Below are 21,091 nucleotides of genomic sequence, written 5' to 3'. Positions count from 1 at the left end.
CAGATTCACGTCCTACGGTCAGGACTTTACGCGCTGAGACGCAGCAAGCTGGAGTCATGACGAGTGCAGCCCTTCGCAGCAGGGCGTGGAAACTGCTGGAGATGGTCACGACGCCGCTGCTGCCGTCGGACTACCTCGACCTGGTCAGCCCACTGCGTGCGGGCGCTGACCTGCGGGGGCGCATCGAGGCCGTGCACCCCGAGACGGATGACGCCGCGACCATCGTGATCAGGCCGGGACGGGGCTGGCGCGGCCACCTGGCCGGTCAGTACGTGCGGATCGGGGTCGACGTCGACGGGGTCCGCCTGTGGCGTGCCTACTCCCTCACCTCGCCCACCCACCGCCCCGACGGCCGCGTCACGATCACCGTGAAGGCGATCCCGGACGGCAAGGTCAGCAACCACCTGGTTCGCAGGGTGAAGCCGGGCACGCTGATCCAGCTCGACCAGGCGACCGGTGACTTCGTGCTGCCGCGGGTCAAGCCCGCCAAGGTGCTCTACCTGACGGCCGGCAGCGGCATCACGCCCGTGATGGGCATGCTGCGCGACTCCGAGTTCGACGACGTCGTCATGGTCCACTCCGCCCCGCAGCCGCGGGACGTGATCTTCCGCAGCGAACTGCACGACCTGGTCGCGGCCGGGAAGCTGCGCCTCACCGAGCTGCACACCGACACCCACGGCATGCTCGACATCACCCGTCTCGACGCACTCGTACCCGACTGGGCCGAGCGCGAGACCTGGGCCTGCGGGCCGGCGGGCCTGCTCGACGCCGCCGAGAAGCACTGGAGCGAACACGGCGTACCGGAGCGGCTGCACACCGAACGCTTCCGCCCCGGCATCGTCGCCACCGGCGACGGCGGTGAGGTCACGTTCAGCACCACCGGCAAGACCGTCGACGCGGACGGCACCACGCCGTTGCTGGACATCGGCGAGGAGGCCGGTGTGCTCATGCCCTCCGGGTGCCGCATGGGCATCTGCTTCGGCTGCGTCACGCCGCTCAAGGCGGGCGCCGTCCGCGACCTGCGCACCGGCGAGATCACCGAGGCCGAGCCGGGCGTCCTCATCCAGACCTGCGTGTCCGCCGCGGCGGGCCCTTGCGACATCGAACAGTAGGAGCACCTTGACCGCCATCGACCCCACCGCCCACCTGACGGCGGAGCAGATCGAGGAGCTCGGCCGCGAGCTGGACGCGATCCGTGACGAGGTGATCGCCGGCCGCGGCGAGAAGGACGCCGCCTACATCCGCAAGGTCATCTCGGCGCAGCGCACACTCGAGCTGGTCAGCAGGGGCGTGCTGCTGTTCTCGATGTTCCCGCCCGCGTGGCTGCTCGGCACCGCCGGGCTGTCCGTGGCGAAGATCATGGACAACATGGAGATCGGCCACAACATCCTGCACGGCCAGTGGGACTGGATGCGAGACCCGAAGATCCACTCCACGACCTGGGAGTGGGATCACGTCTCGCCGGCCGACCAGTGGAAGCACTCGCACAACGAGCTGCACCACACGTACACGAACGTGATCGGCAAGGACAACGACCTCGGCTACGGCATCATGCGCGTCGACGAGGACCAGGAGTGGCACCCGCTCCACCTCGGCCAGCCGCTGTGGAACTTCGTCAACGCCTGCTTCTTCGAGTACGGCATCGCGGCGTACGACCTGGAGCTCGGCAAGAACCTGGACAAGCGCCGCCGCAAGAACCCGGAGTTCCGCGCGCGGGCCAAGGCCGTGGGCCGTAAGATCCGCAAGCAGGTGCTCAAGGACTACGTGATCCACCCGCTGCTGTCGGGCCCGTCGTTCCTCCCCACGCTCGCCGCCACGTTCACCGCGAACCTGGTCCGCAACATCTGGTCCCACTCCGTGATCATGTGCGGGCACTTCCCCGAGGGCGTGCAGGTCTTCGAGCGCCGGTCGATCGACGGCGAGACGCGCGGCCAGTGGTACCTGCGCCAGATGATGGGCTCGGCGAACATCAGCGGCAGCAGGGCCATGCACTTCATGACCGGCAACCTGTCGCACCAGATCGAGCACCACCTGTTCCCGGACCTGCCGAGCAACCGGTACGCCGAGGTCGCGGTGAAGGTGCGCGCGCTGTTCGAGAAGTACGAGCTGGAGTACGTCACCGGACCGCTGCCCAAGCAGGTGTTCTCCGCGTGGCGCAAGGTCTTCCGGCTCTCGCTGCCGAACAAGAAGCCCGAGGTCAAGACGCCGGACCGCGAGCAGGAGCTCGTCGCCGCCTGATTGTCACAAACGCCTGGCAAGGACCCCAGCGTGGTGATCGCCGGGGTCCTTGCCCTGGGGGAGTCAGGGGCGCTCGCTTCAGGGGCCGATGGCGGGGTCAGTCGGTGGCGGGCCGGGAGCGTCGTCCGTGTCTTCGTGCCGGCGCCCGGTCAGGCTGAGGTCTTCGACTGCGGCTCGGGGCCTTGTGTGCGCATTTGCTCGTTGATGCGCTGCGCTTCTTCCAGTTGGTCTTCGAGGACGATGATGCGGCAGGCAGCTTCGATGGGGGTGCCCTGGTCGACGAGTTCGCGGGCACGGGCAGCGATGCGCAGCTGGTAGCGGGAGTAGCGGCGGTGGCCGCCTTCGGAGCGCAAAGGTGTGATCAGGCGGTGTTCGCCGAGGGCACGCAGGAAGGCGGGGGTGGTGCCGAGCATGTCGGCGGCCCGGCCCATGGTGTAGGCGGGATAGTCGTCGTCATCGAGAGGGGTGACGGCGCGGGAACTGCCAGGGGGCATAGACCTCTTCTTCCGGGGGACGTCGGGGGGCCCGGGCGCCGCACTGGCACCCGGGCCCCGAGCTTTCAACACCATCTACCGGCGAACTGCGCCGGCCTCGTATGTCCGCAGGGTCCGCCTGGGAGGGCAGGACTGCGGGGATCGCGGATGCGTGACCGGGGACCACCTTCCAATCCGGGGCCTTGCGGTACCCGGGCGGACTGCTTCCTCGCCCGGGCGATCCTGATGGCGTCTCGCTCCTCACCTTCGGTTACTCGGGGGTACTGCTGGATACCGCGGGTACTGCTGAGCCCGCTGCCGGCACGGCAGTTCGTGTCTGCCGTGCCCACTTCGACTTCCTGGGTACGACAAAGACAGTAATCCTGCGACGGGCCAACGTCTACTGTCGTCACGACAGGTTTTCTCCATGGCCAGTGTCTGAACTTCTTCCGCAGATACACTCGAAAGAGTGCTGTCCCTGGCTGCTTCCCGGCTCGGCGACCACCTGCTGGGCCCGAAGTACGCGCCAAAGGGGCCATGGGATGACCGGCGCCCGGGGACGGTCACAGCAGGCGGCCGGCCGGATCTCCGCCGGGGTCGTCGGCCGGCACGATGGCGGCCCCGACGACGGCCTGCTGCGGCAGTCCTGCCCAAGGGCACCGTAAGTCCCGCCACACCCGCGAGGACCTGGACGCCCCCGCCACCGAACTCAACAGCCGCCCACGCAAAACGCTCGGCTGGGAGACCCCAGCCGAGCGTCTGTCTCAACTGCTCGCGGCTTGATCAACTCACCGCCTGGAATTCGCCCACGCCGGTGGGGCCTCACGGTTCGGTTCGGCTCACACCTGTCCGTACGTCAGGCAGACAGGACGGCGGTTCAGCGAGAGAGGGCGAGGACGCCCAGAGCGTTGCCGTGTCCGTCGACCACGGGCGGGGCCCCGAGCCGGCGGCAGCGCATCGCACGTTCGGCTTCGGCCCTCGTGGCCAGCGGCGAGGCGAAAGGCCCGATGACGTCGGCGATGTCCCGCAGGCGGATCCGGTCCGTGTATCCGGAGCCGTCACGAACGGCCGTGAGCCGGTCCCGGGTGACCAGGCCGGTGCGCAGACCGTCCTCGTCGCAGACGACCAGATGAGCTGTACGGGCGGCGGTCATCACGCACAGTGCCACCTCCACGGTCATGTCCTCCCAGACCTGCGGTCCGGCCGCGTCCGCGGGATCGGCCGCCGTCTGCACGGCGTCGGTACGTGTTGAGCGGAACTGCGTCTGATCCAGCGTCAAAGGGTGCCTCCTGCGAAGTTGGGCGGGCTTCCTGACACGAAGGTTCTATGCCGCCGGACGGGCGGTGGACTGTCGTACGAGCGCACGGCGAGCCGCCGAGACGGGGCGGCGCCGACCGCGTGAGGTGGCGCCGCGCTTCTTGGGGCGTTCGACCACCGGTGCGGTGATGACGACCGGGATGCCGGAGGGTGCCTGAGCGCCGGTGATGCGGTGCAGGGCCTCTTCGCCGACGCGGACCTGGGTGGTCTGCGGGACGATGCCGGCCGCTGCCATGAGGCGGGTCATGCCGCGGCGCTGGTGGGGGGTGACCAGGGTGACGACGCTGCCGGACTCTCCTGCACGGGCGGTACGGCCGCCGCGGTGGAGGTAGTCCTTGTGGTCGGTCGGCGGGTCGACGTTGACGACGAGGTCGAGGTTGTCGACGTGGATGCCGCGCGCCGCGACGTTGGTCGCTACCAGCACGTTGACGTGTCCGGTCTTGAACTGTGCCAGCGTGCGGGTGCGCTGTGGCTGTGACTTCCCGCCGTGCAGGGCGGCGGCCCGTACCCCGCTGTTCAGGAGGTGTTCGGTGAGGCCGTCGACGGCGTGCTTGGTGTCGAGGAACATGATCACGCGGCCGTCGCGTGCGGCGATCTGGGTGGTGGCCGCGTGCTTGTCGGCGACGTGAACGTGGAGCACGTGGTGCTCCATCGTCGTGACCGCACCGGCCGAGGGGTCGACGGAGTGCACGACGGGGTCGCTGAGGTAGCGGCGCACGAGCAGGTCGACGTTGCGGTCGAGAGTGGCGGAGAACAGCATGCGCTGCCCTTCGGGGCGGACCTGGTCGAGGAGGGCGGTGACCTGCGGCATGAAGCCCATGTCGGCCATCTGGTCGGCCTCGTCGAGGACGGTGGTGGAAACCTGGTTCAGCCGGCACTCGCCACGATCGATGAGGTCTTTGAGGCGTCCCGGCGTGGCGACGACGACCTCGGCACCACCGCGCAGCGCGCTCGCCTGTCGGCCGATCGGCATTCCGCCCACCACCGTGGCCAGCCGCAGCCTCACGGAGCGGGCGTACGGGGCGAGCGCGTCGGTGACCTGCTGCGCCAGTTCACGGGTAGGTACGAGGATCAGCCCCAGCGGCTGCCTGGCCTCGGCGCGCTGCCCGGCCGTACGGGCCAGCAGCGCCAGCCCGAAGGCGAGGGTCTTGCCGGAGCCGGTGCGGCCACGGCCCAGTACGTCCCGGCCGGCGAGGGAATTCGGCAGGGTCGCGGCCTGGATCGGGAAGGGTACGGTCACGCCTTGCGAGGTGAGCGCAGCCAGCAGTGCCCCGGGCATGTCGAGATCGGCGAAGCCCTCCACGGCGGGGAGCGCGGGTGTGATCGTCCTGGGCAGCGCGAACTCGCCCTGGGCCGCGGCGGGCCGGCGGCCGTAACCACCGGAGCGGCTCCTGGCCGACGAGCCGAATCGGCTGCCGCCCCTGCCGGAGTCGGTACTGCCGTTACGGGTGCGGGTGAAGCGGTCGTTCGTGCGTGTGCGGTTCATGCGGAACCTTCCTCGATGCGGCACATATCAAGGAATTCCCGCGGCGATCAGCAGCAGAGAGAATTGCAAGAATGGACCGGTGGAATGCGACAGCGAATCTGACCCACGGAAAATCCGTGCGGGCACAGGCGCTGGAATGAGTGGCGCGAAGCGGACGCAATGTTAGGGCGTCCACCGCGCTACGGGTTTCCTGGTTGCCGTCCGCAGGTGAAACCACTGCGGAAAACGCGAGTAGCTGGGGCCCGCACCCCGAAGGACGCGGGCCCCAGCTACAAGTATGCGACAGTCGGCGTCAGGCGAGAACGATGTTCTCGGCCGTCGGGCCCTTCTGGCCCTGCGCGATGTCGAAGGTCACCTTCTGGCCCTCGATCAGCTCACGGAAGCCCTGGGCGGCAATGTTCGAGTAGTGGGCGAACACGTCAGGGCCGCCACCGTCCTGCTCGATGAAGCCGAAGCCCTTTTCCGCGTTGAACCACTTGACGGTGCCAGCAGCCATGTCATTTCTCCTCTGGGCAGTGCATCGGGATCCGCACTGCACGGACCCCGTGTCGCCGCGATGATCGCCCGCCGGGAAAAAGACCGGATAACAAAAGTGCTTCCAGTGGCACAGACGCCGCCCGGAGGGCACTTGAAGTTTGGGACCACAACTGCAACTGAGATCGACAGTAGCACGCCGAAGCGGCCGGTGTACGGTGAAGAATCCCACCCCACTTAATGCGATAGAGAATCTGTCTGCCTGTCCCGTTGAAACCTCAGCCCGCGGGCACAGATTTTCCCAGCCGAAGCGCAACGCTTCGGGAAGTTTTTGGGGGCGCGCCCAGCGCAAGGGCTGCTCCCCCAAGGGATGGTGCGGGCGGAAACAGCAGCATCCTGGTGCGGCAACGTACGGTGCTGTGGCCCGCCGTACGAGCCTCAGGCCCGGACGGCGAGGAACTTCGACAGCCGCAGGCGGCGCCACCGACCCGAGCCAACCGCATCTGGGCCATTCCCGCACGCGAGCCCCCGGCGATGCCCCGCCCGCAACCGGGCCTCAGCGACTCAGCCGCCGCTCTTGCGCCTGAACGACCGCTGGCTCGCAGCCGGGCCGTGCGCAGAACGCACCTTCGATGCATCGGACTTGGCGGCAACATCAGCAGCATCCGCCTGCACACCGCGCTTGCGCGCCAGGGCTTCGCGGAACTTGCGCTTGAGGTCGTAGTTGCCGTCGCTGTCCGGCTCCAGAGGGGACGTCTCGGCGGCAGCCGGCTCCGAACCTTCCGTAGATACGGGCTCTGCGGTCATGGTGACCTCCTGGGTTCGGGGGGGGTGGGCAAGCACAGCTTGTCATGCCGGGCGCAGTGCGAGGCGCCGGCAACATCATCCTGCTCCGTTTCGGCGGGCGTCCTTCCCGCGGCCAAGGGAGCGTTGGTGTTCTTGGGTCGGGGGACGGTGGGCCCGCCGTCGAGCGGGCGGCGCTGGCCGCCAGCACGAGCGTGACCACGCTGCCGGACTCACCGGCGCGGGCGGTGCGGCCCGCCCGGTGCACATAGCCCGGGCAGGGAGGAGAACCCGGGGGCAGCGGTGCCGACGCCGGAGCTGTGGCACACCCGCCCCGGACTGACGTGGACGCCCGAAGACGGTCGGTGCCGATTACCTGGTGCGTCCCGTGCGGTCGTCGTACTCCTCGCGGGCGGTGATGACTTCCTCGATGTGCAGCACGGACCACTCCGTGAGCGCCTTCAGCGGTTCCCGCAGCGTCTGGCCGAGCGGGGTCAGCTCGTACTCCACGTGCGGCGGCACCTCTGGGTAGACGGTCCGGCTGACCAGCCCGTCGCGTTCGAGGGTGCGCAGCGTCTGGGTGAGCATCTTCTCGCTCACGCCCGCCAGCGCCTGCCGGAGCTGGCCGAACCGGGAGGTTCCGTTCCGGCCGAGTTCGCCCAGCACGAGGACCGCCCACTTGCTGCCGATCTGGTCGAGCAGGTCCCGCGACGGGCAGCCGCGCTCGTACGGATCGAATGACGCAGCCATACGGCTCACCTCAATGCTATCGGTCGGGTAAGTACCCTACCAAGAAGTGGCTACTTCCCAGCAGAGAGTGTCCAGGTCAGTCTTGTTCCATCCCGCCGCGGACGAACCGCGGCAGGCGTGCGACGCACGCGCGGAAGGAAGGAACGACCCTCATGCCTATCGTCGTCACCGGAGCCACCGGCCAGCTGGGCAGGCTCACCGTGGAGGCACTGCTGCGGCGCGGGATTCCGGCCGCGGACATCATCGCGACCGGCCGGGACATCGGCAGGATCAAGGACCTGGCCGACCGAGGCATCACGGTGCGCCGCGCCGACTTCGCGGACACCGACGGCCTGGCGGAGGCATTCGCGGGGGCGGACAGGCTGCTGCTGGTCTCGGCCTCGGTCCCCGTGGGCGAGCGGGTCGCCAACCACCGCCGCGTGATCGACGCCGCGGTGTCCGCAGGCGTGTCGCTGGTGGTGTACACGAGCACGACCCACGCGGACACTGCCACCACCGTCATCGGCGCCACGCACAGGGAGACCGAGGAGTATCTGCGGGACCGCGGAATCCCCAGCGTGCTGCTGCGCAACAGCTGGTACCTGGAGAACTACACCAGCCAACTGCCGCAGATCCTGGAGAACGACGCCGTCGTCGGCGCCGCGGGCGAGGGGCGGATCAGCGCCGCAGCCCGCGCCGACTACGCCGAGGCCGCAGCGGTCGTCCTCACCGCCGAAGGCCACACCGGCGCCGTGTACGAGCTCGGCGGCGACGAATCCTTCACCCTCACCGAGCTCGCCACCGCGATCTCCGCTGCGGCCGGAAAGCAGGTGACCTACGCCGACCTCCCGGTGACCGACTTCGCCCAGGCGCTGGCCGCCGCGGGCCTGCCCACCGAGCTGGCGGAGGTCCTCGCCGACGCCGACCGCGGCATGAGCCACGGCGAGATGTACACCGACTCCGGCGACTTGCGCCGCCTGATCGGCCGCCCGCCCCTGACCCTGGCCGAGGCACTCGCGGCCGCCCTGCATCACTGAGACGCCCGTAGGTGTGAAGCCCCGTCATCGATGGCCCGCGGCACCCAGGACGTCGCGCCGCTGAAGACGTCCTACTTCGGCCGGCTCGGCGAGGCCCCGCCGGTGCTCGCCACAGCCGCGGTCCAGGGCCTGGCCCTGGACTTCACCGAGACCGGCGCCGCCCACCTGGACGGCCTCGACGTCTCCGCGTCCTGCTCCCTGCATCGTCCGCGGGGAGCTGCCCGCCTCCTGACCGTGACCGGACCATGCTGCGGACCGGGGTGCCACGGGCAAGGGCCCCGGCCGGGATGAGTCCGCCGGGCAGAACGCTGACGGCCGGGTGTCCCCCCCTCGGCCGACAGCACCGTGGTTCAGGACGTCGTATCGCGGTGTCGGCGCAGCAGCGCAGCCAACTCGCAGCGCAGGCGGTGTCCAGGGAACGCCAGAGGGCCCTCGGATGGTTCCGAAGGGCCCTCTGGCGTCCGGAAGGAATCAGTGCGCGGCCGGAACCACGCGCTTGCTCGCGGCCGTTGCCGGCTTGGGGTTCAGCAGGCGTTCCGCCAGTTCACCGAAGAGCAGGCCGAAACCTGTCCACAGGCTCAGCTGGATCGCCAGGGCCGAGAGCCGGAACCGCCACAGCAAGGTGGCCGGGAAGTCCCTCGGCACCTCGTTGATGGCGGGCAGGAACTGGTAGGCCAGGCCGATGGCGACGGCGAATGCGGCCACCGCGACCACCGTCGCCCACCAGGTGCCCAGGCCGGGCGCCAGGCGCTTGCCCAGGATGGTGGCGGCGACCGCGAGGAGGACGCTGAGCAGCATCATCAGGAAGTACAGGGTGGTCCGCTTGCCGATGGTGTCGGGTTCGCCGACCGACGGCGGATTGGCCGGGTACTTCAGGAACGGGACGACGTACACCGCGAGCAGCGCGCAGCCGGACAGCAGCAGCGCGGTCGCCCGCGGCCCGAACCGGCCGACGCGGCCGAGCGCGAAGCAGTAGGCGAGCGCGGCGATGCCGCCGAAGGAGACCCCGTACACGAGGACGCCGGTGGCGAGGCCCGCCGTGGACTGGAGGGAGCGGGAGACGACCTCCATCCCGTGCTCGTGGGAGTGCGCCGCCTCGAAGCTGATCGCCTTGTCGACGTTCGGCTCGCCGAGGAGGTAGGCGACGACGAGAGCGAGCACGCCGGCCGCGAGGCCGGCGAGCATGCCCCGCACGAGGAGGTTTCTTACCGTTGCGGAGTTCATGGGAGTCGGGGCGTCCCTCGCGTCAGTGGCAGGGGAAGCCCAGCAGGTGGCGGGCGTCGTGCACCCACTCGTGGACGTCCGTGCCGTTGAACACGGAGGTGGCGCCCTGCTCGGCGCCGACGAAGTACAGCAGGACCAGCATCAGGATGCCGAAGAAGACCGCCCAGGGAGCTATCGCCTTCAGCGGCAGCGTGGCGGGGATGGCGGGAGTGGTGGCTGTCGGCTGGGCGACGGTCTGCGCCATGGCAGAACCTCCTCTGGGAGTTCGCGTCCCATCTCGGTGGTGCACTGGACGACGGCCACGGGTCTGACTCACCGGACACCCCGCGGTGTCCGGCATACAGTGGCGCGACCGTGCCGGATTCCCACCGGCTTCCGTCTCGCCGTCGTCGATATCGGACAGACCGTACCGCGTGGCACGAGCACGGCCAAGACCGCCTCAGTCTGGCGCGATCCTCCTCTCGCACCGGGCGGGGCGGAACGGGCTTCCGGGGAATAGGGTTCGCCCTCAGTTCAGGGAGCCGCGGAGCGCCGCCGTGGGGTGAAGGCGTACAGGTCGAGGATGTCCGGCAGTGGCGCCACGCCTGGACCACCGGCACGGACCCAGGTGACGATGTCCTCGGTCGCGTCCGGGTCGTTGACCAGCCCGAGCCAGACCGGCCGGGCACCGGCGGCACGGCCCGCGGCAGACGGCTGTACGACGATGACGTTGGCCTGATCGCACACGTCGAGGCACTCCGAGATGCGCACCGGCACCTCCGCCCGCAGTCGCGCAGTCTGTGCGGCGTGATCCACTCCGGTCACCTCACGGTCATGATCTCATCGAGCGAGGCCGGCCCTGAGGAGTGGTGGCGCGTCACCGGGGCTGGACCAACGCCGCACGGCAGCAGGTGAGTTCTCGGAAACTTCGCGTTCACGACGGCGGGCGCCGGCGGTAACAGCCGCTTTCTAGCGTGACCGGCCGTGGGATCAGAGTCGTCTACACGGCCGAACGGTACATATGACGGTCCGTCGGCTCCCCCGTCCTGCCGATGACGCCAAGCGGGGCTTTCCCCACAGAGGCACCCGCACCAGCAGCATCGGGAGGCGCGGCATGAGCACCACCGAGTCACGCACGCAAACGGCAAGCGCGCCGAAGGCCGCCGCCGACCAGGCGGTCAGGGAGACGCTGGAGGACTACACCCTCCGTTTCGCTCCCCGCAGTTACCGCCGTTGGACCCCCATGGTCGTGGCGACCACCGCCCTGGGCGGCATCGCCTACATGGCCGACTTCTCCATCGGCGCCGGTATCGGCCTGGCGCACGGCACCGGCAACGCGCTCGTGGCCATCGCGGTGGCTGCCGTGGTCATCTTCATCACCGGCTTCCCGCTCGCCTATTACGGCGCCCGCTACAACATCGACCTCGACCTCATCACCCGCGGCTCGGGCTTCGGCTACTACGGCTCGGTCCTCACCAGCGTCATCTTCGCCAGCTTCACCTTCATCTTCTTCGCCCTCGAAGGCTCGATCATGGCCCAGGGCCTCAAACTCGGCTTGGGGCTGCCCCTGTGGCTGGGCTATCTGGTCTCCACGCTCATGGTCATCCCGCTGGTGATCTACGGCATGAAGGCGCTCAGCAAGCTCCAGGTGTGGACCACCCCGGTCTGGCTGCTGCTGATGGTCGGCCCGCTGGTCTACCTGATCGCCACCGACCCCGGCACCGTCGACCGCTTCCTCGCCTACACCGGCACGGACGGCGACGGCGGCGTCAACACGGCCTCGGTCCTGCTCGGCGCCGGCGTCTGTCTCTCGCTCATCGCCCAGATAGGCGAGCAGATCGACTACCTGCGCTTCATGCCGCCCAAGACCGAGAGCAACAAGCGCACCTGGTGGACGGCCGTCGTCATGGCGGGCCCCGGCTGGGTGGTGCTCGGCGCGCTGAAGCAGGCCATCGGCGTCTTCCTCGCGGTGTACATCCTCGCCAAGGTCGGCCCGGCTGCCGCGACCGAGCCCATCCAGCAGTTCCGCGGTGCCTTCGACGCGATGATGCCCTCCTGGATGGTCGTCCCGCTCGCCGTGGCGCTGGTGGTCATCAGCCAGATCAAGATCAATGTCACGAACGCCTACTCCGGCTCGCTCGCCTGGACGAACTCCTTCACCCGCATCACCCGGCACTACCCCGGCCGCATGGTCTTCGTCCTGGCCAACCTGGGCTTCGCGCTCGCCCTGATGGAAGCCGACATGTTCAGCTTCCTCAACAGCATCCTGGGCTTCTACTCGAACTGCGCGATCGCCTGGGTGGTCACCGTCGCCACCGACATCGGCGTCAACAAGTACCTGCTGAAGCTCTCCCCGCTCCAGCCGGAGTTCCGCCGGGGCATGCTCCATGCCGTCAACCCGGTCGGCGTCGTGGCCTTCGTCGCCGCCTCCGGCCTGTCCATCGCCATGTACTTCCACCTGCTGGGCGACACCCTCCAGCCGTACTCCCCCGTCGCCTCTGCCGTCATCGCCTTCGCCCTGACCCCGCTGATGGCGATCGTCACCAAGGGCGGGTACTACCTCCGCCGCACCGACGACGGCCTGGACGAGCCCCTGCTGGACGCCCACGGCAACCCCAGCGCCCGCACCTTCGACTGCCACGTCTGCCAACGGCCGTACGAACGCCCGGACCTGACCGCCTGCGCCACACACGACGCGGCCGTCTGCTCCCTGTGCCTGAGCACGGACAAGATCGGCGACCACGTGCTGCCTTCCACCGCTTAGCCAGGGGTCGTGCGTGGGCGGGCGGCCGTGCGGAGGCGGGAAGGGGCGGCTGCCTGAACACATCCTGACTGCCGCCGTGGATCACCCGCCCCGCCGGTTCCGTGCCCGCACCATGGCTCCATGCACACGCACGCACATGGTCTCCGCATAACGGTCTTCCGTCCCGCCCCTGCCCCCACGACGGAAGAAAACCGCCATGCATGCACCAGCTCCCACCGCCACACCGGCGCCCACTGACCGTGCGACCGCCTGGCTGCGGCGCCGTCTGGGCCGGGCCGTCGTCCTGTGCTACGCCGCAGCCCTGCTCGTGCCGGGCCCCGGCCTGTGGCTGCGCCACCCCCACGCACTGCCGCTGGGACCACTGATCCGACTGCCGGTGTCCACCGCACCCTGCCTGCTGTGGCTGGTGATGTTCTCGTCCGGACTCCAGGTCCCCGTCCGTGAGCTGGTCCGGGTCCTGCGGCGCCCGAGTGCCCTGCTCGCCGGGCTCGCGCTGCACCTGGCGATCCCGTTGCTGGTCATCCCGCTCATCGTGGTCCTGCTGCACGCCTCGCCCGACTCCGACGGCGGCAGCGGCCTGGTCACCGCGATGATCCTGATCACGGCGATGCCCGTCGCGGCCGGCGCCACGGTGTGGACCGGCAAGGGCGACGGCGACCAGCCGACCATGGTCGGCCTGGTCCTCGCCTCCACCCTCATCAGCCCCCTCACCACACCGCTGGTGATCGAGCTGCTGGCTCCGCTGCTCAGCGGCGGCTACGCCGGCTCGCTCGCCGCGAGTATCCACCTTGCGGGCGGCGGCTTCACCTTCGTCGGCGTGGTGCTGCCCTGCGCGGGGGGCATCCTGGTCCGGCTCGCCCTGCCCGCGTCCTCGCTCGGCCGGGCGCTGGGCGCGGTCGTGCCGGTGGCCCTCGCCGGCTCGCTGGTCCTGACGTACGTCAACGCCAGCGGCGCCCTCGGCTCCTTCGTCGCTCGGCCACGCCCGCTGCTGCTGGGCGCCGCGCTGGTCGTGGCCGCACTGGTCTGCCATCTGTCGTTCGTGCTCGGCCGCTGCGCCGCGCGGCTGCTGCGGCTGGACCCGCCCGCCGCCTCCTCGCTCACCCTGGCCTGCGGCATGAACAACAGCAGCGCCGGCGCCGTACTGATCACCGCCGTGCTCCCGGACAAGCCACACCTGCTGCTCCCGGTCCTCGCCTACGGCCTGCTCCAGAAGACGGCCGCCAACCGAGTCGTACGGCTCCGGCCGCCCACGGTGTTGCGTCCGGTCGCCTAGAACATCGGCCGTCAGGCGGTTGACCTGGGAAGATGGAGAACCGGGCCGGGAGTATCTAGGGTCGGCCCGTGGCTTTCATCATGGTGTGCGAAGACGACGCGGCGGTCCGTGGCGTCCTCAAGCGCGCCCTGGAGCACGACGGCCACACCGTCTCCGTCGCCGCCACGGCCGACAGCCTGCTGCGGCAGCTCGCACCGGCGCCTCATCTGGTCGTCCTGGATCTCGGGCTCCCGGACGCCGACGGCCGCGACGTCTGCCTGGCCCTGCGGGCCCGCGGCGTCGACGCGCCGGTGTTGATGCTCACCGCCCTGGACGGCCTGCATCACAAGGTGGGCGGCTTCGAGGCCGGCGCCGACGACTACATGACCAAACCCTTCGACATCCCGGAACTGCTGGTCCGCGTCCGGGCGCTGCTGCGCCGGGCCACCGTGGCGCCCGCACCGCGCGAGGTCGTCCTCGATCCGGCGAAGCACGTGGTGACCTACGATGCGGCGAGCATGAGCCTGACCCCGACCGAGTTCCGGCTGCTCGGCCGCCTGATCGCCTCGCAGGGCGACGCGGTGCGCCGGCACGCCCTCATCGCTGCCGGCTGGCCGCACGGGGCGCAGGTCAGCGACAACACCCTCGACTCCTATGTGCGCCGGCTGCGGGCCAAGCTCGGTCCGCTGGGGGTGGCCGAGCGGCTGGCGACCGTGCGCGGTGTGGGCTACCGATGGCAGTGACGGGATTCCGTAAGCGGGTCGTCGCCCTCACCGTGCTGATCGCCACCGCCGTGGTCGCGATCCTGGTCGTCGTCTCGCATGTGCTGCTGAGCCGGGTGACCGACGCCGACGCGCACGATCTGGCACGGACGCGCGCCGAGGCGGTCGCGGCGAACGTGACCACCGTGGGCGGCCGCGTCGTACTGACGGAGAACAGCAGCGAGGCGCTGGACGAGGTCGCCTGGGTGTATGCCGACGGCCGTCTGCTCGACGGAGACGTCCCGCCGAGCCTGGTCGATCGTGTCGAGAAGCTCGCGGACTCCGGGCGACCGCAGACCGCGACGGTCGGCGACTACCTCCTGTACGCGCGGAGGGTCCCGGTCCACGGCCATCACGTCATGGTGATCGTCCGGGTGGACCTCACGCCGTACGAGACATCCGAGCAGCGCAGCCTGGCCTTGTCCCTGATACTGGGCGGCCTCACGATCCTGCTCGCCGGCGGTGTCGCCCACCTCGTGGTGCGCCGTGCGCTGCGGGTCGTGCACGAGATGGCCGCCCTCGCCGACGACTGGGGCCAGCACGAACCGGGGCGCCGCTTCAACCTCGGCGTCCCCCGCGACGAGTTCGGGGAGCTGGGGCGGACGCTGGACCACCTCCTGGAGCGCGTCGACAACGCGCTGGCGGACGAGCGCCGGCTCACCGACGAGATCGCCCACGAGCTGCGGACACCGCTCACGGTCCTGCGGGCCGAGGCGCAGCTGGCGCAGCTGTCCGGCGAGCCGGTGCCGACGGAGGCGGTGCTGAGCGAGGTGGACCGCCTCGATGCGGCGATCACGACGCTGCTGCGCGCCGCGCGCGCACGGACGGACAAGGGAACCCGGTGCGATCTGCGCTCCGCCGCGCGGCAGGCGATCGCCGGCCGCGCGGTCGAGGTCGCCTTCCCCGCGGAGGTCGAGGTCGCCGTCGCGGCCGACGTCGCCGTGTCGCTGCTGTCACCCCTGCTGGACAACGGCCTGCGGCATGCGAAGTCCCGGGTGTGGATCACCGCCCGCAACCAGGGCGAGGCCGTCGTGGTCGATGTCCTGGACGACGGGCCCGGATTCGATCCCGCGGATGTCGACCGGGTCTTCGAAGCGGGGGTGACCGGCGGCGACGGGTACGGGCTGGGGCTGCCGGTGGTCCGGCGCATCGCCGCCTCGGCCGGTGCGGAGGTCCGCGCGATCGCGGACGGCCGCGGTCATGTCGAGGTGACGCTCCCGGCCGCCGGTGCCACCGCGTAGTCAGGTTATGTGCAGGTTCCCGGCGTAAACCTCCCCGCATGACAACGACAACGGAAGCACGCCCGCGCAGCGGGCGTCTCATGCTCAACAAGGTTCCCGAGGTCACCATCTGGTTCTGGGTGATCAAGGTCCTGTGCACGACCGTCGGGGAGAGCTTCGCCGACTGGATCGACATGAAGCTGGGCGTCGGTCTGGTGAACACGGCCTGGATCTTCACCGCGGTGTTCGCGGTGGTCCTGGCCGTCCAGCTGCGGCTGAAGCGGTACGTCCCGTTTCCCTACTGGCTGACCGTGGTCGTTGTCAGCGTCACGGGCACCCTCTACACCGACATCCTGACCGACCAGCAGAACGTGCCGCTGTGGATCAGTTCCGCGGTCTTCTCGGTGCTGCTCGCGGTGGTCTTCGGCGTGTGGTGGCTGCGCGAGCGCACCCTCTCGATCCACTCGGTCACGACGCTGCCGCGGGAGTCGTTCTACTGGCTCGCCGTTCTCGTCACCTTCGCGCTCGGCACCGCGACCGGCGACTGGACCCTCGAACTCACCGGCTGGAGCCCGGGAGTCTCCGTCCTGCTGCCGCTCGGCCTCATCGCGGCGATCACGCTGCTGTGGAAGTTCGGCGCGAACCCGGTGCTGTCCTTCTGGCTCGCCTACATCCTGACCCGCCCGCTGGGCGCGAACATCGGCGACTGGCTCGCCTCCCCCAAGGTCGCCCAGAACCCGGGCGACCCGACCGGTCTCGACCTGGGCACCTTCACCACCAGCCTGATCTTCCTGGGCCTGATCCTGGCGACGGTGGTCTACCTGACGGTGACGCGCTCGGACGTGGCCGAGACCCACGAGGCGACCCACGCCGCACCGGCCAACCGCGACCCCCGCAAGGAGCGCATCGCGCTGGCCTGCTTCGGGCTGCTCGCCGTCGCCACCGCGGGCCTGCTGGTCTGGGCCCACGCCCAGCCGCACGTCGGTCCGGCGCCGGAGGAGGACAACACCTCGGCCGTCCAGATGGCTCCCGGCCAGGCGGTGAAGAAGTTCCCGCCCGCCAAGGTCGCCGCGCTGAAGAAGCTCGCGTCGACCTCGCTCAAGGACGCACGCTCGGGGGACGCGGCCGGAGCCCATGCGGCCGCCCAGAAGCTGCGTGACCTGTGGGATGCCGACCAGGACTCGCTGCAGCCGCTGGACCAGACCGGCTGGGACTCCATCGACGCCCAGATGGACAAGATGCTCAAGACCTTCGGCATCGACCACTCGAACCCGCCGATGTCGCCCGCGCAGCAGGAGAAGGAACTGAAGGCCCTGCTGACGGACATGGGCTGACGGACATGGGCTGACAGACCCGCACAGCGCCCGGCCGGCCCACCCGGCCGGGCGTGGTCATTCCTCGGCGGCTCCCGAGGGGGCGTCGGTCAGGCTGGCGGCCAGCCACTGCTCCACGGCGGTGATGTGGACGGTCGCGGCGGAAGCGGCCAGCAGGGCGTCGCGTGACTGGAGCGCGGCGAGGATCTGCTCATGGTCGTGGTGGGCGTTGTCCAGGGCGTCACGGGTCTTGATGCCGCGGGCGATGCGCACCCGCTGGGTTCGGGTGGAGAGCACTTGCAGCAGCATCGACAGGACGGGATTGCCGACGGCTTCGACGATCCTGAGGTGGAAGGCCGTGTCGTGGGCGACGAACTCCTCCACGGTGGCGACGGTCCGGGACCGGTCGAGGATGTCGCGCAGTTCCTGGAGGTCCTCCGGTGTCAGGAGCGCGGCGGCCACTCCGGTCGCCTGCGGTTCGAGCAGCCGGCGTACCTGGAGCAGTTGGAGCGCCGTCCGGCCCTGGGAGACGTCGGCGGCGAAGGAGAGGCTCTCGAGCAGGAGGTGGGGCTCCAGGCTGGAGACGTACGTGCCGTCGCCCTGACGGGTGATCAGGATGCGCATGGCGGTCAGCGCCCGGACGGCCTCGCGCAGGGAGTTCCGGGACAGGCCGAGCTGTTCGGCGAGGATCTCCTCCTTGGGCAGGCGGGAGCCGGGCGCGAGTTCGCCGTTGACGATCATTGACTTGATCTTGTCGATCGCATCGTCCGTCAGTGCCACGGGCAGGCCTCTCCGTGCCGGGGATGAGTGGGGCGAGCCCCGCCGGGCCCGGTTCGGGAGGCTATCAGGGGCGCCGATGATGACGATCCACCTCATCCCGGGGCTATTCATCCGATGTATCTCGGATACCGAGACGTCACCCCCGCGAAGAGAGGCGACACTCAGGTGCCCGGCCTGCACGGCTGGGAAAATACACCCGATGAATCCATTGCCAGCGGCGACAGCCGCATCTTAAGGTCGCGGTGCGTCATACATCCGATGACCAGGGGGGCTTGCCCGGTGAAACTGCTACGCGTCGGAGCCCACGGACAGGAGCGGCCCGCCGTCCGCACCGACGACGGCCGGCTGCTGGAGCTGAGCTCCGTGACCCACGACATCGACGGGGCCTTCCTCGCGTCCGGCGGAGTCGACCGGGCCCGCGCGGCCGTCATGGCGGGAGAGCTGCCCGAGCTGGATGCGGACGGTCTGCGGATCGGCGCACCCCTCGCGCGCCCCGGCAAGATCGTCTGCATCGGTCTGAACTACCGCGACCACGCGGCCGAGACCGGCGCGGCGATCCCCGCCCGCCCGGTGGTGTTCATGAAGGACCCGGGCACGGTCGTCGGCCCGTACGACCAGGTGCTGATACCCCGTCACTCGGCGAAGACCGACTGGGAGGTCGAGCTCGCGGTCGTCATCGGCCGCCGGGCCCGCTACCTGGACGGCCCCGAGGCCGCGCGGGACGTGATCGCGGGGTATGCGATCAGCCATGACGTCTCCGAGCGGGAGTTCCAGCTGGAGTACTCGTCGCAGTGGGACCTCGGCAAGTCCTGTGAGACCTTCAATCCCCTCGGCCCCTGGCTGGTCACCGCCGACGAGGTCGGCGACCCCCAGAACCTCGGACTGCACCTGAGCGTCAACGGCGTGAAACGGCAGGACGGCCACACCAGCGACATGATCTTCCCGGTCGACCACATCGTGTCGTACCTGAGCCAGTACATGGTCCTGGAGCCGGGTGACGTGATCAACACCGGTACCCCTGCGGGCGTGGCCCTGGGTCTCCCCGGCACCCCCTTCCTGCGCCCCGGCGACACGGTCGAACTCTCCGTCGACGGCCTCGGCAGCCAACGCCAGACCTTCGCCCAGGCGTGAGGGGCAGCACCCCCGTGACGGCAACCTCCGCCCGGATCACCGCGGTCGACACGGTCGACTTCCGGTACATCGCCGACGTCCTCACCCCGGGAGGAGGCCCTCACCCTCCTGCGTGAGGGCGGACGGGACTCGCCGAGCGCGAGGCGATCCTGCTCGAGCGCGGCTACCCCGGCTACACCCCCCCCGGCTGGCTCGGCTACTCCGACGACAAGCTGACCCGGCTGGCCGTGCGGGCCGTCGCCGACGGCTTCACCCAGAGAAAGAGTCCATCACCGCATACCGCTACCCGGACGGCACGTTCTGGGTGGCCGACCGCGCTGCACAGAGTGGGACAGCATGACCGATCTCTCAGGACTCCGAGCCGTCGTCACCGGCGGCGCCTCCGGCATCGGGCTCGCCACGGCCCGCACACTGGCGGACCGCGGCGCGGGGGTCGCCGTACTCGACCTCGATCCGGACCGAGTCCCCGCACCGCTGCTCGGCATCACGGCCGACGTCACGGACGACGCCTCGGTGCGCGCCGCCGTGGAACAGGCCGCCCATCGGCTCGGCGGCCTGGACATCCTCGTGAACAACGCGGGCATCGGCGCCATCGGCACCATCGAGGACAACCCGGACGAGGACTGGCACCGGGTGCTGGACGTCAACGTCCTCGGCATCGTCCGTACCACCCGCGCCGCCCTGCCCCATCTGCGGCGCTCGTCCCACGCGGCGGTCGTCAACACCTGCTCCATCGCCGCCACCGCGGGCCTGCCGCAGCGCGCCCTGTACTCCGCCAGCAAGGGCGCGGTCCTCTCTCTGACGCTCGCCATGGCCGCCGACCACGTCCGCGAGGGCATCCGCGTCAACTGCGTCAATCCCGGCACCGCCGACACCCCGTGGGTCTCCCGGCTCCTCGACGCCGCGGACGACCCCGCGGCCGAGCGCGCCGCCCTCAACGCCAGGCAGCCCATGGGACGTCTGGTCACCGCCGACGAGGTCGCCGCGGCCATCGCCTACCTCGCGAGTCCGGCCGCCGCGTCCGTCACCGGCACCGCACTCGCGGTGGACGGGGGCATGCAGGGACTGCGGCTGCGCCCGGTGGAGCAGTCGTGAGAACCACCACGCTGGGCGGCAGCGCGGTACCGGTCTCGGAGCTGGCACTGGGCTGTGCCGCCCTCGGCAACCTCTACCAGCCGGTCAGTGAGGAGGCCGCCCATGCCACGGTGGACGCGGCCTGGGACGCCGGCATCCGCACCTTCGACACCGCACCCCACTACGGTCTCGGCCTGTCCGAGCGGCGGCTCGGTGCGGCACTGCGCGGCCGCCCCCGGGAGACGTACACCCTCTCCACCAAGGTGGGCCGGATTCTCGTGCCGCATCCGGAGGGCGAGGCCGGTGACGACCTCGCCCATGGCTTCGCCGTCCCGGCCACCCACCGCCGGGTCTGGGACTTCAGCGCCGACGGGGTACGGCGCTCCCTGGAGGCGAGTCTGGAACGCCTCGGCGTCGACCGCGTCGACGTGGTCCTCCTGCACGACCCGGAGGACCACGCCGAGCAGGCGTTGCGTGAGGCGTACCCGGCGCTGGAGCGGCTGCGCGCCGAAGGCGTGATCGGGGCGATCGGCGTCGGGATGAACCAGTCGGCGCTGCCCGCCCGGTTCCTGCGCGAGACCGACATCGACGTGGTGCTGCTCGCCGGCCGTTACACCCTCCTGGACCAGGACGGGCTGACAGAACTGCTCCCGGAGGCGGCCGCCCGCGGCCGTAGCGTCATCATCGGCGGCGTGTTCAACTCCGGGCTGCTCACCGCGCCCCGGCCCGGCGCCACTTACGACTACGCGCCTGTCCGGCAGCCGGTGCTCGACCGGGCGCTGCGGCTGCTGGCGGTCGCCGAACGCCACGGTGTGCCGCTGCGGGCCGCCGCCCTGCGCTTCCCTTTCGGCCACCCCGCGGTGGCGAGCGTCCTGACCGGCGCACGGTCGCCGGAGGAGGTGCGCGACACGGTGGAGCAGCTGCGCCGCCCCCTCCCGCCCGTCCTGTGGGACGAACTGCGCGCCGAGGGCCTGCTGGACGTGGACACCCCCGTCCCGCCGGCCACGTGGGAGCCGTCATGAGGACTTCCCCGCACACCAAGGTCCGCGCCCACAC

General features: G+C 70.1%; 22 protein-coding genes, 2 pseudogenes and 1 riboswitch. Of the genes and pseudogenes, 13 read left to right on the top strand and 11 right to left on the bottom strand.

Annotation, left to right across the window (positions count from 1 at the left end; all coding sequences use genetic code 11):
- Positions 1 to 56: 56 nt before the first annotated feature.
- Positions 57 to 1,112: a ferredoxin reductase gene (locus tag ACWCV9_RS12090; protein WP_450785900.1), complete on the top strand. Its 1,056-nt coding sequence runs from the start codon at positions 57 to 59 to the stop codon at positions 1,110 to 1,112.
- A gap of 7 nt (positions 1,113 to 1,119) precedes the next feature.
- Positions 1,120 to 2,238 (top strand): fatty acid desaturase family protein, encoded by a 1,119-nt coding sequence (locus ACWCV9_RS12085; RefSeq protein WP_450785899.1) that lies wholly within the window; start codon positions 1,120 to 1,122, stop codon positions 2,236 to 2,238.
- A 149-nt stretch (positions 2,239 to 2,387) separates the two neighbouring features.
- Here ACWCV9_RS12085 and ACWCV9_RS12080 read toward each other — a convergent pair whose 3' ends face one another.
- Positions 2,388 to 2,732 (bottom strand): MerR family transcriptional regulator, encoded by a 345-nt coding sequence (locus ACWCV9_RS12080; protein ID WP_030176886.1) that lies wholly within the window; start codon positions 2,730 to 2,732, stop codon positions 2,388 to 2,390.
- Between the two features lie 605 nt (positions 2,733 to 3,337).
- On the opposite strand from ACWCV9_RS12080, the pseudogene ACWCV9_RS12075 reads away from it, so the two are divergent.
- A pseudogene (locus ACWCV9_RS12075) lies at positions 3,338 to 3,494 on the top strand (IS30 family transposase); the annotation flags it as partial.
- Positions 3,495 to 3,588: 94 nt separating this feature from the next.
- Here ACWCV9_RS12075 and ACWCV9_RS12070 read toward each other — a convergent pair.
- From ACWCV9_RS12070 to ACWCV9_RS12045, 6 genes and pseudogenes are all read right to left on the bottom strand, one after another.
- On the bottom strand, positions 3,589 to 3,990 hold the full coding sequence (locus ACWCV9_RS12070; RefSeq protein WP_450785897.1) for a CBS domain-containing protein: 402 nt from the start codon (positions 3,988 to 3,990) through the stop codon (positions 3,589 to 3,591).
- Positions 3,991 to 4,035: 45 nt separating this feature from the next.
- A complete protein-coding gene (locus ACWCV9_RS12065) occupies positions 4,036 to 5,514 on the bottom strand; it encodes a DEAD/DEAH box helicase (RefSeq protein WP_450785896.1) in 1,479 nt (492 codons plus the stop codon).
- Positions 5,515 to 5,806: 292 nt separating this feature from the next.
- Positions 5,807 to 6,010 (bottom strand): cold-shock protein, encoded by a 204-nt coding sequence (locus ACWCV9_RS12060; RefSeq protein WP_450785894.1) that lies wholly within the window; start codon positions 6,008 to 6,010, stop codon positions 5,807 to 5,809.
- A gap of 542 nt (positions 6,011 to 6,552) precedes the next feature.
- Positions 6,553 to 6,795 carry a DUF5302 domain-containing protein gene (locus ACWCV9_RS12055; RefSeq protein WP_450785892.1) on the bottom strand — a complete coding sequence of 81 codons (243 nt, stop codon included), beginning with the start codon at positions 6,793 to 6,795 and terminating at the stop codon, positions 6,553 to 6,555.
- Positions 6,792 to 7,069 (bottom strand): annotated as a pseudogene (locus ACWCV9_RS12050) (hypothetical protein); the annotation flags it as partial. The pseudogene ACWCV9_RS12050 and the gene ACWCV9_RS12055, both read right to left, overlap by 4 nt.
- 74 nt (positions 7,070 to 7,143) lie before the next feature.
- On the bottom strand, positions 7,144 to 7,521 hold the full coding sequence (locus tag ACWCV9_RS12045) for a winged helix-turn-helix transcriptional regulator (protein ID WP_450785891.1): 378 nt from the start codon (positions 7,519 to 7,521) through the stop codon (positions 7,144 to 7,146).
- A gap of 152 nt (positions 7,522 to 7,673) precedes the next feature.
- Between ACWCV9_RS12045 and ACWCV9_RS12040 the strand changes: the two genes are divergently transcribed.
- A complete protein-coding gene (locus ACWCV9_RS12040) occupies positions 7,674 to 8,537 on the top strand; it encodes an SDR family oxidoreductase (protein WP_450785889.1) in 864 nt (287 codons plus the stop codon).
- A gap of 30 nt (positions 8,538 to 8,567) precedes the next feature.
- Positions 8,568 to 8,828 carry a hypothetical protein gene (locus tag ACWCV9_RS12035; protein ID WP_450786263.1) on the top strand — a complete coding sequence of 87 codons (261 nt, stop codon included), beginning with the start codon at positions 8,568 to 8,570 and terminating at the stop codon, positions 8,826 to 8,828.
- 180 nt (positions 8,829 to 9,008) lie between these two features.
- Here the strand turns inward: ACWCV9_RS12035 and ACWCV9_RS12030 are convergent, their stop codons facing one another.
- The 3 genes from ACWCV9_RS12030 to ACWCV9_RS12020 form a co-directional block, all read right to left on the bottom strand.
- Positions 9,009 to 9,761 (bottom strand): CbtA family protein, encoded by a 753-nt coding sequence (locus tag ACWCV9_RS12030; RefSeq protein ID WP_450785888.1) that lies wholly within the window; start codon positions 9,759 to 9,761, stop codon positions 9,009 to 9,011.
- 22 nt (positions 9,762 to 9,783) lie between these two features.
- Positions 9,784 to 10,005 carry a CbtB domain-containing protein gene (locus tag ACWCV9_RS12025; protein WP_385845928.1) on the bottom strand — a complete coding sequence of 74 codons (222 nt, stop codon included), beginning with the start codon at positions 10,003 to 10,005 and terminating at the stop codon, positions 9,784 to 9,786.
- A 35-nt stretch (positions 10,006 to 10,040) separates the two neighbouring features.
- Positions 10,041 to 10,185, bottom strand: a riboswitch (cobalamin riboswitch).
- Positions 10,186 to 10,274: 89 nt separating this feature from the next.
- Positions 10,275 to 10,565: a hypothetical protein gene (locus ACWCV9_RS12020; protein ID WP_450785886.1), complete on the bottom strand. Its 291-nt coding sequence runs from the start codon at positions 10,563 to 10,565 to the stop codon at positions 10,275 to 10,277.
- Positions 10,566 to 10,854: 289 nt separating this feature from the next.
- Here ACWCV9_RS12020 and ACWCV9_RS12015 point away from each other — a divergent pair, with 289 nt between their 5' ends.
- The 5 genes from ACWCV9_RS12015 (at position 10,855) to ACWCV9_RS11995 (ending at position 17,071) form a co-directional block, all read left to right on the top strand.
- On the top strand, positions 10,855 to 12,504 hold the full coding sequence (locus ACWCV9_RS12015) for a purine-cytosine permease family protein (protein WP_450785885.1): 1,650 nt from the start codon (positions 10,855 to 10,857) through the stop codon (positions 12,502 to 12,504).
- 196 nt (positions 12,505 to 12,700) lie between these two features.
- Entirely contained in the window at positions 12,701 to 13,777 is a 1,077-nt protein-coding gene (locus tag ACWCV9_RS12010) for a sodium-dependent transporter (RefSeq protein WP_450785883.1), read from the top strand.
- Between the two features lie 68 nt (positions 13,778 to 13,845).
- Positions 13,846 to 14,499, top strand: coding sequence for a response regulator transcription factor (locus tag ACWCV9_RS12005; protein ID WP_385845932.1), 654 nt, complete (start codon positions 13,846 to 13,848; stop codon positions 14,497 to 14,499).
- Complete coding sequence (locus tag ACWCV9_RS12000) at positions 14,490 to 15,758, top strand: sensor histidine kinase (protein ID WP_450785881.1); 1,269 nt, start codon at positions 14,490 to 14,492, stop codon at positions 15,756 to 15,758. The genes ACWCV9_RS12005 and ACWCV9_RS12000 overlap by 10 nt, the downstream gene beginning before the upstream one ends.
- 38 nt (positions 15,759 to 15,796) lie before the next feature.
- Positions 15,797 to 17,071 carry a COG4705 family protein gene (locus ACWCV9_RS11995; RefSeq protein WP_450785879.1) on the top strand — a complete coding sequence of 425 codons (1,275 nt, stop codon included), beginning with the start codon at positions 15,797 to 15,799 and terminating at the stop codon, positions 17,069 to 17,071.
- A gap of 57 nt (positions 17,072 to 17,128) precedes the next feature.
- Here the strand turns inward: ACWCV9_RS11995 and ACWCV9_RS11990 are convergent, their stop codons facing one another.
- Positions 17,129 to 17,830, bottom strand: a complete 702-nt coding sequence (locus ACWCV9_RS11990) for a FadR/GntR family transcriptional regulator (protein WP_450785877.1) — start codon at positions 17,828 to 17,830, stop codon at positions 17,129 to 17,131.
- 279 nt (positions 17,831 to 18,109) lie between these two features.
- Here ACWCV9_RS11990 and ACWCV9_RS11985 point away from each other — a divergent pair, with 279 nt between their 5' ends.
- From ACWCV9_RS11985 to ACWCV9_RS11975, 3 genes are all read left to right on the top strand, one after another.
- Positions 18,110 to 18,961, top strand: coding sequence for a fumarylacetoacetate hydrolase family protein (locus ACWCV9_RS11985; RefSeq protein ID WP_450785875.1), 852 nt, complete (start codon positions 18,110 to 18,112; stop codon positions 18,959 to 18,961).
- A gap of 336 nt (positions 18,962 to 19,297) precedes the next feature.
- A complete protein-coding gene (locus tag ACWCV9_RS11980; RefSeq protein WP_450785874.1) occupies positions 19,298 to 20,056 on the top strand; it encodes an SDR family NAD(P)-dependent oxidoreductase in 759 nt (252 codons plus the stop codon).
- Entirely contained in the window at positions 20,053 to 21,057 is a 1,005-nt protein-coding gene (locus tag ACWCV9_RS11975; RefSeq protein ID WP_450785873.1) for an aldo/keto reductase, read from the top strand. Before ACWCV9_RS11980 ends, ACWCV9_RS11975 begins: the two co-directional genes overlap by 4 nt.
- The last annotated feature ends 34 nt before the right edge of the window (positions 21,058 to 21,091 follow it).

The organism is Streptomyces sp. NPDC001606 (assembly GCF_053596835.1).
The sequence above is the reverse complement of the archived record's forward strand: the minus strand, read 5'-3'. Positions and strand labels throughout refer to the sequence as shown.

What these genes read in the sequence shown, in the direction of transcription:
- ACWCV9_RS12015 (WP_450785885.1), top strand. Translation starts at nt 10,855, where the DNA reads ATGAGCACCACCGAGTCACGCACGCAAACGGCAAGCGCGCCGAAGGCC.
- ACWCV9_RS12060 (WP_450785894.1), bottom strand. Translation starts at nt 6,010, where the DNA reads ATGGCTGCTGGCACCGTCAAGTGGTTCAACGCGGAAAAGGGCTTCGGC.
- ACWCV9_RS12090 (WP_450785900.1), top strand. Translation starts at nt 57, where the DNA reads ATGACGAGTGCAGCCCTTCGCAGCAGGGCGTGGAAACTGCTGGAGATG.
- ACWCV9_RS11980 (WP_450785874.1), top strand. Translation starts at nt 19,298, where the DNA reads ATGACCGATCTCTCAGGACTCCGAGCCGTCGTCACCGGCGGCGCCTCC.
- ACWCV9_RS11995 (WP_450785879.1), top strand. Translation starts at nt 15,797, where the DNA reads ATGACAACGACAACGGAAGCACGCCCGCGCAGCGGGCGTCTCATGCTC.
- ACWCV9_RS12065 (WP_450785896.1), bottom strand. Translation starts at nt 5,514, where the DNA reads ATGAACCGCACACGCACGAACGACCGCTTCACCCGCACCCGTAACGGC.
- ACWCV9_RS12010 (WP_450785883.1), top strand. Translation starts at nt 12,701, where the DNA reads ATGCATGCACCAGCTCCCACCGCCACACCGGCGCCCACTGACCGTGCG.
- ACWCV9_RS12035 (WP_450786263.1), top strand. Translation starts at nt 8,568, where the DNA reads ATGGCCCGCGGCACCCAGGACGTCGCGCCGCTGAAGACGTCCTACTTC.
- ACWCV9_RS12045 (WP_450785891.1), bottom strand. Translation starts at nt 7,521, where the DNA reads ATGGCTGCGTCATTCGATCCGTACGAGCGCGGCTGCCCGTCGCGGGAC.
- ACWCV9_RS12040 (WP_450785889.1), top strand. Translation starts at nt 7,674, where the DNA reads ATGCCTATCGTCGTCACCGGAGCCACCGGCCAGCTGGGCAGGCTCACC.
- ACWCV9_RS12055 (WP_450785892.1), bottom strand. Translation starts at nt 6,795, where the DNA reads ATGACCGCAGAGCCCGTATCTACGGAAGGTTCGGAGCCGGCTGCCGCC.
- ACWCV9_RS12025 (WP_385845928.1), bottom strand. Translation starts at nt 10,005, where the DNA reads ATGGCGCAGACCGTCGCCCAGCCGACAGCCACCACTCCCGCCATCCCC.
- ACWCV9_RS12000 (WP_450785881.1), top strand. Translation starts at nt 14,490, where the DNA reads ATGGCAGTGACGGGATTCCGTAAGCGGGTCGTCGCCCTCACCGTGCTG.
- ACWCV9_RS12080 (WP_030176886.1), bottom strand. Translation starts at nt 2,732, where the DNA reads ATGCCCCCTGGCAGTTCCCGCGCCGTCACCCCTCTCGATGACGACGAC.
- ACWCV9_RS12030 (WP_450785888.1), bottom strand. Translation starts at nt 9,761, where the DNA reads ATGAACTCCGCAACGGTAAGAAACCTCCTCGTGCGGGGCATGCTCGCC.